Below are 8,245 nucleotides of genomic sequence, written 5' to 3' on the forward strand. Positions count from 1 at the left end.
GGCGGGGACAGTGGAGGTATGGACCGACCCGGATTGGCCGATTTCCTGCGCCGTCGACGTGAGCAGCTGACGCCCGCCGATGTCGGGCTGCCGCCCGGCGTGCGCCGTCGGACCCCGGGGCTGCGGCGCGACGAGGTGGCGTTGCTGGCCGGCATGTCGACGGATTACTACACGCGGCTCGAGCAGTCGCGCGGTCCGCGGCCCTCCACCCAGGTGCTGGCGTCGCTGGCCCGCGCGCTGCGGTTCAGCAACGACGAACGCGACCACCTCTATCACCTGTGCGGTCACGGCGCGCCCGGTCGCGGGCTCGGTGACAAACATGTCGGTCCGGGGATTCTGCACATGCTCGCCAAATTGGACGACACTCCCGCCACGGTGATCACCGATCTCGGTGAGGTGCTGGTGCAGAACCGGATGCACAGCCTGCTGGTCGGCGATCACGGCGAGCGCCGCGGCCTCGATCGCTTCTACGCCTGGCGCTGGTTCACCGATCCGGCGGGGCGCGCCCTGTTCCCCGAGGAGGACTGGGATCGGCTCGGCCGCAGTCATGTCGCGGATCTGCGCGCCACCGCCGCCCGCCGGGCCGCCGACGCCGACGTCATCGAATTCATCGGCGCACTGCGGGCGGGGAGTGCGGAATTCGAGCTGTTGTGGAACGAACACGAAGTGGCGGTGCGGCTTTCGGATACCAAACGTATCCGGCATCCCGCCGTCGGTCTCGTCGAGACGGTGTGCGAAACCCTGCTCACGCCGAATGCCGCGCAGCGACTGCTGGTCTACCTGCCGCGTCCGGGTACCGACGCGGCGGACAAATTGGCGCTGCTGCGCGTTATCGGCACGCAGACGCTGACGCCCGCTCAGGACGGATAGAAACCGGCGTCACGGCCGCATGTCGTCGCTCAGGCGTCGCAGGTAACCGGCGAATCGCCGACGGTCGCGGAGGCTCCAGTCCGCGGTCAGTTCGGTGAAGGTCCGGCGCTGCCAGTCGCGGGCCTCGCCGAGCAGTTCTTCGCCTCGAACGGTCAGATGCAGCACGGTCCGGCGACGGTCGAGACTCGATTCGCTTCTGCGCAGGTATCCGGCCGCGGTGGCGTCGCGGACCATCCGGCTCGCCCCGGAGTGGTCGAGGCCGAGTTGGTGCGCGACGGCGCTCACGGTCGCCTCCGTCGATTCCCCCGAAGCCGCGGCGACGGCCTCCACGACCTGCACGGACAGGGCGTGCCGGAGTTCGTCGGGCAGGTCGGCCGACGTGCGGTTGATCCAGCGCCGCGACCAGAAACGGATAACACGAAACAGTGCGGGCCCTCCGTCTGCGGGATCGTCCGGTTGTGCGGTCATGGGAGAAGAATATCGCGATTCGGGTGTGATCCGCATGTATATTTGTATGCGTATCGCATATGAATCGGAGGTGCGCATGACGATCGTCCTGAATCACACGATTGTTCCGGCTGTCGACCGGGTGGCGGCGGCCACCTTCTTCGCGGATTTGCTCGGCGTTTCCGTCGGCGAACCGGCGGGCCCGTTCGTTCCGGTTCGCGTCAATGCCGACCTCACCTTCGATTTCGATGATCGCGGCGCTGTCGAACCCGGTCATTTCGGTTTCCTCGTCGACGACGACACCTTCGATGCGGTGTTGCGTCGGCTGGAATGTCTGCCCGATGTGCCGTACGGCTCGGGGCCGACCGGAGGGTGGGATCGGGCCGTCGATCGGTTCGATGGTGGTCGCGGCGTGTATGTGCGGTCGCCGGAGGGGCACAGTTACGAGTTCTTCACGGTGGTTCCGTAGCGGCGGGTCGGGTCCGCTGCGCGCGGCGTCCGTTGACATCGCGCTGTCGGGCCGCAATACTGAACCTGATGGTTCAGTATGACTTCCTGGACGCCTCGTTCGGCGCACTCGCGGATCCCACCCGGCGTGGGATCCTCGAACACCTCGGCCGCGGCCCGGCGACCGTCAGCGCACTGGCCGAACGTTTCGAGATGACCCTGACCGGCGTCAAGAAACATATTCGGCTGCTGGAGGAAGCGGGCATGGTCGTGACGGAGAAGCGTGGCCGGACTCGATATTGCAGGCTCGGCGCGAATTTCCTCGACCGCGAAACGGCGTGGTTGCAGGGATATCGGCGCATGGTGGAAGCCCGAATGGACCGTCTCGGTGAATTCCTCGAGCGAACGGAGCCACACGAATGAGCACACAGACGACAACCGATGCCACGATCACCACTCCCGTGGAGCGCGAAATCCATGTCGAGCGGGTTTTCGACGCACCCCGCGAACGCGTGTGGGCCGCCTACGCCCGCATCGAACAACTCGTCCAATGGTGGGGGCGCGGCAACCGGGTCGACGTGGAGCGTTGGGAATTCCGCAAGGGCGGCCACTATCGCTTCGTCGAGCACTCCGAGGGCGAGACCCACGGCTTCGAGGGGCGCTTCCGTGAGATCACACCGCAGGAGCGCATCGTGCAGAGCTTCGAATGGGACGGCATGCCCGGCCACGTCGCCATCGATGACGTCAGTTTCATCGACCTCGGCGACGGCCGAACCAAGGTGGTGACGGTCAGCCAGTACCACACCCCGCAGGAGCGCGACGGAATGTTGCAGTCGGGCATGGAATCCGGACTCAACGAGAGCTACCGCGCGCTGGACGCCCTGCTCGCGAAGGGCTGAGACACGACGGGAACCGGCCCCGCGCGCACTCGTGCGCCGGGGCCGGAACCGTCAGTCGTGAGCGGTGCCGACCCGGCGTCTGCGTGGTTTCAGATGTAATCCCGGCAGCGGCGGGGCGGGAATGCGCTGCTCTGGCGTATGGCCCGCGATATCCGGGAAACGGTCGAGATCGTGGTTCTCCCAATCGTTTCGGGCGGCCACGATCTCCTCGTGGCTGCGCGCGACGAAATTCCACCACATCACCAGTTCCTCCCGGAACGGCTCGCCGCCGATCAGCAGGAAATGCGCGCCCGAGGTGGATTCCATGCGCAATTCGGCGCGTTCGTTACCCAGATACAGCAGCGGCCCCGGCGCGAGATCGATTCCGGCGGCTCGCACATCACCCTCGACCAGCATGAGCGCGTATTCGAACGCGTATTCCAACGGCAGGGTCACTTCGGCCCCGGGTTCGAGCACGACGTCGGCGCCGACGATCGGGGTGTAAGCCCGTGCGGGCGAGGTCTGTCCGGCCAGCGTGCCGATCAGTACCGTGGCGCGCAGGCCGGGAACTTCGTGGACCGGCAGGTCGCGATGCTGTTCGAAATGCGCGTCGATCCCGGTGCTGTCACCGGGCAGGGCGATCCACAGTTGCAGACCGTGCCCGGCGGGCGCGTCGGCGGAGTAGTACTCCGAATGCGCGACGCCGCGACCGGAGGTCATCAGATTCAGCTGGCCGGGATGGATCTCGACATCGGAGCCCACCGAATCGCGATGCCGGATCTGCCCGACGAACGGCCAGGTCACCGTTTGCAGGCCGATATGCGGATGCGGGTCGATATCGGGCGGCGCGTCGGTCTTGGTGACCGTGGGCGAGCCGAAATGGTCGAAGAAACACCACGCGCCGACCGTCGGCAGATCCCGCTGCGGCAGCACCCGCTCGACGAAGACACCGCGTACCCCGCCCAACGGCACCTCGCGCGCCGGATACAAATCGGTGACCGGACCCGGACCCGGCGCGGGTTCGCACACGGCCTCGTCCGGGCACGGTTCCAGGTCGCTCATCCGCGCGCCCCGGCGACGGTCGTCACCGCTGGATGCCCTTGCCGAGGACGTGCGCGTCGAATTCCGGATGCTTGTCCAGGTAGGCGCGGATGAACGGGCAGTGCGCCTCGATGACGCGGCCGCGGGCGACGACGTCCTCGAGCGCCTGCTGGGCGAGAACCTTGCCGAGGCCCTTGCCGCCGAAGGCGTCGTCGATCTCGGTGTGGATGAAATCGGTGACGTCGTCGCGCTCGACGTATTCGGCGAACCCGGCCAGCGCGCCGCCGTGGAACACCTCGTAGCGGTGCTTCCCGGGATTGTCGGCGACCTTGTTCTCGGCGACCTTGTTCTCGGCAATGGGCTCGGTCATCGTCTTCTTCTCCTTCCGAGCGGGCAGCGGGTGCCCGCTCATGATCGATACACGGTTGAAAGCGCCGATGACCGTGGCCGCCCAGACGACGACGGACACCTGATCGTCGGTCAGGTGTTCGCGAGCGCGGGCGTATTCGCGGTCCATCGTCGCTTCGTCGGGCAGGGTCGCGGTGAGTTCCGCGAGCGCCAGCACGGCACGGTCGAACGAGCTGAACGGACCACCGCGCCGCCAGGCGGGCAGCACGGCCAGTTCCTGTTCGGTGGCCCCCGCGGCGAGCGCGGACCGGTGATGCACTCCCAGGCAGTAGACACAGCCGTTGAGCTGGGAGACCCGCACGTTGACCAGTTCGATCACGCGCCGGTCCAGCCCCGCCGCCGCGCCCGCCGTGTGCACCTCGATCGCGACGGCGATCAGTGCTTTCTGGGCCGAGGGCGTCTGCTTGTCGATCCAGACCCGTTCACCATTCACTCTCGCGATGGTAGTTGCCGCACACCCGTCGTGATCGACCAAGCGGACCGTGGTCCGACGCGGCGGCTCCGGACCGACGCTCGCGCGGCCGATCCGCGAAAGGGTAAATTTCCGGGGGTGAGCACCGCGCAACCACGCCTGTCGCCCGCCATCGACGGCCGAGACTCCGCCGGTCGTCCGATCCTCGAGCGGTCTCCGCTGCCTCCCGATATCGCCGCCGACGTGCTCGCCTACCTCGAACACGCCCCGGTCGTCCTCAGCGCCCGCAGTTTCGACGTCGACGAGTTCGCACCCGCCGACCGCGATGTCCCGATGAACTTCCACACCGACGGCACGTTCGTCTGGCCCGGCGCGGTGCCCTACAACCTGCGCAAGTACGGCATCTCGCCCGAACAGGCGCTGGTCGATCACATCGTCGCGCTGGGATGCCGAATTCCCGAAGTCGACGACGCGACACGGCAACTCGCGGTGTCGGTCGTCGTCGGCTGACGGCCGAATCGGAAGCGGGTGCTTTCGACGCGACCGTCCTTCGACGGCGGACGGTCTCGACCGACGCCTGAAAGCCGGTGACCGACTCGCGATCTACCGCGGACCGTGTGCGAGAACCACTCCGGCGAAACGCTATTCGCGACCGGCGGAGGTGAACGTCATATCCGCGTAGCGAGGTCCGGCGACCCGGTCGGCGATCGGTTCGAGGGAGGCCAGTTCGTCGGCGGTCAGCGCGAGGGTAGCCGCGGCGGTGTTCTCGGCCAACCTGATTCGGCTGCGGGTGCCGGGAATCGGGACGACGGGCACGCCGTGCGCGTCCGCGCGGGAATGCACCCAGGCCAGCGCCACCTGTGCCAGCGAGACGCCGCGGGCGTCGGCGATGGCGCGCAGCGGGGCGAGCAGTTCGGCGTTGGCGGTGGCGTTCGAGCCCGAGAATCGTGGCATGGCCCGACGGAAATCGTTCTTGTCGGCCAATTCGTCCGCGGCGGCGAACGATCCGGTGAGGAAACCGCGGCCGAGCGGTGAGTAGGGCACGAAGGTGACGCCGAGTTCGGCGGCTGCGGGGACCGCGGTGCGCTCGACGTCGCGGGAGAACAGCGACCATTCCGACTGGAGTGCGGCGATGGGATGCACGGCGTGCGCCGCCCGCAGTTCCGGACCGGTCACCTCGGACAGGCCCAAGGCGCGGACTTTGCCCTGCGCGACGAGTTCGGCCATGGCGCCCACCGATTCCTCGATCGGAACCCGGGGATCGCGCCGGTGCATGTAGTAGAGATCGATGGTGTCGATGCCCAAGCGGCGCAGGCTGGCGTCGACGGCGGCCCGAATGTAGTCCGGTGAGTTCTCGATACCGCGAAAGGCCGGATCGTCGGCTTTGCGGACGATCGCGAATTTGGTGGCGAGGACCACGCGGTCCCGGTTCGCTCGCACGAAATCACTGAGGAATTCCTCGTTGTGACCGGAGCCGTAGACGTCGGCGGTGTCGAACAGGGTGACGCCCGATTCCAGCGCCAGTTCCAGCGTGGCCCGTGATTCGGTGAGGTCGGAGGGGCCGTAGAACTCGCTCATCCCCATGCAACCCAGGCCCTGGATACCGACGTCGATACCGCTCGCGCCCAATGGTGCCGTCGGAAGACTTCCCGTCGCTGTCATACCTTGATCCCTTCGCTGATGTGCGTGGCGGGCGTGCCGGAACCGCCTTCGTAGATCTCGATCTTGTAATCCAGCACGTCCACGGTCCGACGAAGTTCTTCGATCTTGGCGAGGACCTCGGCGCGGGTGCGGCGGAACATCTCCAGCCGCTCCGGGAGGGTGGAGTCCCCGGCGCGCACCAGTTCCGCGTAGCGGACCATGTCGGCGACCGACATTCCGGTGGTGCGCAAGCGCCCGATCAGCGCCAGCCATTCCAGGTCCCGGTCGCTGAAGCGCCGTCGGCCGGTGTGATCGCGGCCGATGTAATCCATCAGCCCGATCCGCTCGTACCACCGCAGGGTGTCGCGGCTCAGTCCCGACCGCTCGGAGACCTCACCGATCGAATAGCGCGGTCGCACCCGATCCACGGCCTCGGTTCGGTCCACCGCTGCGGTTTCGCCCACTGCCTCGCCCTTCCCGTCGAACACGACCAACGGTAGCCACCTGGAGTGCACTCCAAGCAAGGGCAACAACGCGCGACGGCGGATGTTCCCGCGACATGCCCGGCCGCGCGGCCGGGCACGCGGACTCAGCTGTATTTCGGCAATTCCTGGACCGACCACTTGTTGCCGTCGGGATCGCTGAAATAGGTGAACAGGCCCCAGCCCTCGTCCTTCACCGGCGTCGCCGCCACCCCGGCAGCGAGCAGTTGCTGGTAGGCCTGTTCGGCACTGGCGACGACGACCTGCATGCCCTCCACGCTGCCCGGTGCGGCCTGCGTGATGCCGCGGCCGATGCAGATCGAGCACCCCGAACCCGGCGGTGTCAGCTGGACGAAACGGATGTCATCGGTGGGGCTGTGGTCGTGATCGGCGTTGAAACCGATGCCGGTGTAGAAATCCTTGGCCCGGTCGACGTCGGTGACCGGGATGGCGACGAGCTCGATTTTCCAGTCCATCGCCACAGCATCCCACCGGGTACCGACATCGAAGCGGCGGCCACGGCACGAACCGCGTATGCCCGGCCCATCCGGCGATTTCGGGCCTACCCTGGTGGCATGGCAGGTAAGGACATCGACCGGATCAGGGCCCGTTCGGCCTGGGCGACGGTCAAGGAAAGCCCGGTGATCGCCGCGATCGCGGTGGCGCCGTTCGTCATCGCGCTCGGACTGGTGTGGTGGCTCGTCGGGGGGTTCGCCGCGTTCGTGCTGCTGATCGTCCTCGGGGCGGTCGTGGTGGTCGGCGGCAAACTCACGCGCTGAGACCGCGCGAGGGCGGAGGTGGCGACGTGCTCAGCGGGGAATGTGGAACCGCACCAGATCGCCCGCACCCGGGTCGAGCTGCGCCCACGGCCGGTCGAATTCGAGGACCGCCAGCGCCGAGGTGGGAAATTTCCGGCTCAGTTCGATCGCCGGGATGGAGTCGCGGTTACCCGCCAGCTCCCACGCCGTCCACGGCATGCCGGGGGCGTGCCCGATCACCAGCAGCGTCGACACGTCGTCATCGCTGAGCTGGATCAACTCGATGAGCGATCGAGGGGAGGCCTCGTAGATGCCCGGTTCGAACACGACGGGGGCGGTGACTCCGGTCGCGGCCAGGGTTTCGCGGGTGCGGGTGGCGGTGGAGCAGCGGACCGCGTCGATCGGCGGCTGCGTCTCACGCAGCCAGTGCCCCGCCAGCCCGGCTTCTCGCAGTCCGCGCGGCGCCAGCGGGCGTTCGTGATCACCGACGCCGTCCGGGTAGGCGGACTTGCCGTGCCTCATGAGGATCAAGGTCCGAACCATGCCGAATACAGTAAGACGTACCACCGGTGAGGTGTGGATCGACGCGGGTCGGGCCTGCTGAGATAGCGAGGTAGGCACTCCGCCGAGAGGCGTACGCCACTCTCGAGGCACACTGAAAGCGGCGTCACATACGCTTATCCGCTACACCGTGACACCGCCGTCCACCTCAACCCCAGGGTGGCACACTGCCCACGCACATTTTCGAGGATCTGCAAATATGGCCTACGTAATCACGCAGCGTTGTTGCAACGACGCCAGCTGCGTCTCCGAGTGCCCGGTCGATTGCATTCGCCCGACACCGGACCAGCCTGATTTCGC

Annotated in this window: 13 protein-coding genes; 6 read left to right on the forward strand and 7 right to left on the reverse strand. The window is 67.2% G+C overall.

Going from position 1 to position 8,245, the window contains the following annotated elements:
* Window positions 1–18 precede the first annotated feature (18 nt).
* Window positions 19–870 (forward strand): helix-turn-helix transcriptional regulator, encoded by an 852-nt coding sequence (locus JZ792_RS39990; RefSeq protein ID WP_216918105.1) that lies wholly within the window; start codon window positions 19–21, stop codon window positions 868–870.
* 9 nt (window positions 871–879) lie between these two features.
* Here the strand turns inward: JZ792_RS39990 and JZ792_RS39995 are convergent, their stop codons facing one another.
* Window positions 880–1,338: a MarR family winged helix-turn-helix transcriptional regulator gene (locus tag JZ792_RS39995; protein WP_216918095.1), complete on the reverse strand. Its 459-nt coding sequence runs from the start codon at window positions 1,336–1,338 to the stop codon at window positions 880–882.
* 76 nt (window positions 1,339–1,414) lie between these two features.
* Here JZ792_RS39995 and JZ792_RS40000 point away from each other — a divergent pair, with 76 nt between their 5' ends.
* From JZ792_RS40000 to JZ792_RS40010, 3 genes are all read left to right on the forward strand, one after another.
* Entirely contained in the window at window positions 1,415–1,786 is a 372-nt protein-coding gene (locus JZ792_RS40000; protein ID WP_254191032.1) for a VOC family protein, read from the forward strand.
* Between the two features lie 68 nt (window positions 1,787–1,854).
* A complete protein-coding gene (locus JZ792_RS40005) occupies window positions 1,855–2,187 on the forward strand; it encodes an ArsR/SmtB family transcription factor (RefSeq protein ID WP_216918096.1) in 333 nt (110 codons plus the stop codon).
* Window positions 2,184–2,663, forward strand: coding sequence for an SRPBCC family protein (locus JZ792_RS40010; protein WP_216918097.1), 480 nt, complete (start codon window positions 2,184–2,186; stop codon window positions 2,661–2,663). Before JZ792_RS40005 ends, JZ792_RS40010 begins: the two co-directional genes overlap by 4 nt.
* A gap of 51 nt (window positions 2,664–2,714) precedes the next feature.
* Here JZ792_RS40010 and JZ792_RS40015 read toward each other — a convergent pair whose 3' ends face one another.
* Both JZ792_RS40015 and JZ792_RS40020 read right to left on the reverse strand, forming a co-directional pair.
* Window positions 2,715–3,704 carry a pirin family protein gene (locus JZ792_RS40015; RefSeq protein WP_216918098.1) on the reverse strand — a complete coding sequence of 330 codons (990 nt, stop codon included), beginning with the start codon at window positions 3,702–3,704 and terminating at the stop codon, window positions 2,715–2,717.
* Window positions 3,705–3,726: 22 nt separating this feature from the next.
* A complete protein-coding gene (locus JZ792_RS40020) occupies window positions 3,727–4,524 on the reverse strand; it encodes a GNAT family N-acetyltransferase (RefSeq protein ID WP_216918099.1) in 798 nt (265 codons plus the stop codon).
* A 117-nt stretch (window positions 4,525–4,641) separates the two neighbouring features.
* On the opposite strand from JZ792_RS40020, the gene JZ792_RS40025 reads away from it, so the two are divergent.
* Window positions 4,642–5,013, forward strand: coding sequence for a hypothetical protein (locus JZ792_RS40025; protein WP_216918100.1), 372 nt, complete (start codon window positions 4,642–4,644; stop codon window positions 5,011–5,013).
* A gap of 132 nt (window positions 5,014–5,145) precedes the next feature.
* On the opposite strand, the gene JZ792_RS40030 is transcribed toward JZ792_RS40025, so the two are convergent.
* The 3 genes from JZ792_RS40030 to JZ792_RS40040 all read right to left on the reverse strand — a co-directional run bounded on the left by JZ792_RS40030 (window position 5,146) and on the right by JZ792_RS40040 (window position 7,102).
* Window positions 5,146–6,165 carry an aldo/keto reductase gene (locus JZ792_RS40030; protein ID WP_216918101.1) on the reverse strand — a complete coding sequence of 340 codons (1,020 nt, stop codon included), beginning with the start codon at window positions 6,163–6,165 and terminating at the stop codon, window positions 5,146–5,148.
* Window positions 6,162–6,608, reverse strand: coding sequence for a MerR family transcriptional regulator (locus JZ792_RS40035; protein ID WP_308165639.1), 447 nt, complete (start codon window positions 6,606–6,608; stop codon window positions 6,162–6,164). The genes JZ792_RS40030 and JZ792_RS40035 overlap by 4 nt, the downstream gene beginning before the upstream one ends.
* A 125-nt stretch (window positions 6,609–6,733) precedes the next feature.
* Window positions 6,734–7,102: a VOC family protein gene (locus JZ792_RS40040; RefSeq protein ID WP_216918102.1), complete on the reverse strand. Its 369-nt coding sequence runs from the start codon at window positions 7,100–7,102 to the stop codon at window positions 6,734–6,736.
* 99 nt (window positions 7,103–7,201) lie between these two features.
* Between JZ792_RS40040 and JZ792_RS40045 the strand changes: the two genes are divergently transcribed.
* Window positions 7,202–7,405 (forward strand): hypothetical protein, encoded by a 204-nt coding sequence (locus JZ792_RS40045; protein WP_216918103.1) that lies wholly within the window; start codon window positions 7,202–7,204, stop codon window positions 7,403–7,405.
* Between the two features lie 30 nt (window positions 7,406–7,435).
* On the opposite strand, the gene JZ792_RS40050 is transcribed toward JZ792_RS40045, so the two are convergent.
* Window positions 7,436–7,927 (reverse strand): SixA phosphatase family protein, encoded by a 492-nt coding sequence (locus JZ792_RS40050; RefSeq protein ID WP_216918104.1) that lies wholly within the window; start codon window positions 7,925–7,927, stop codon window positions 7,436–7,438.
* Window positions 7,928–8,245: the final 318 nt, after the last annotated feature.

Origin of the sequence: Nocardia noduli (assembly GCF_019038455.1) — a bacterium.
GTDB lineage: Bacteria > Actinomycetota > Actinomycetes > Mycobacteriales > Mycobacteriaceae > Nocardia > Nocardia noduli.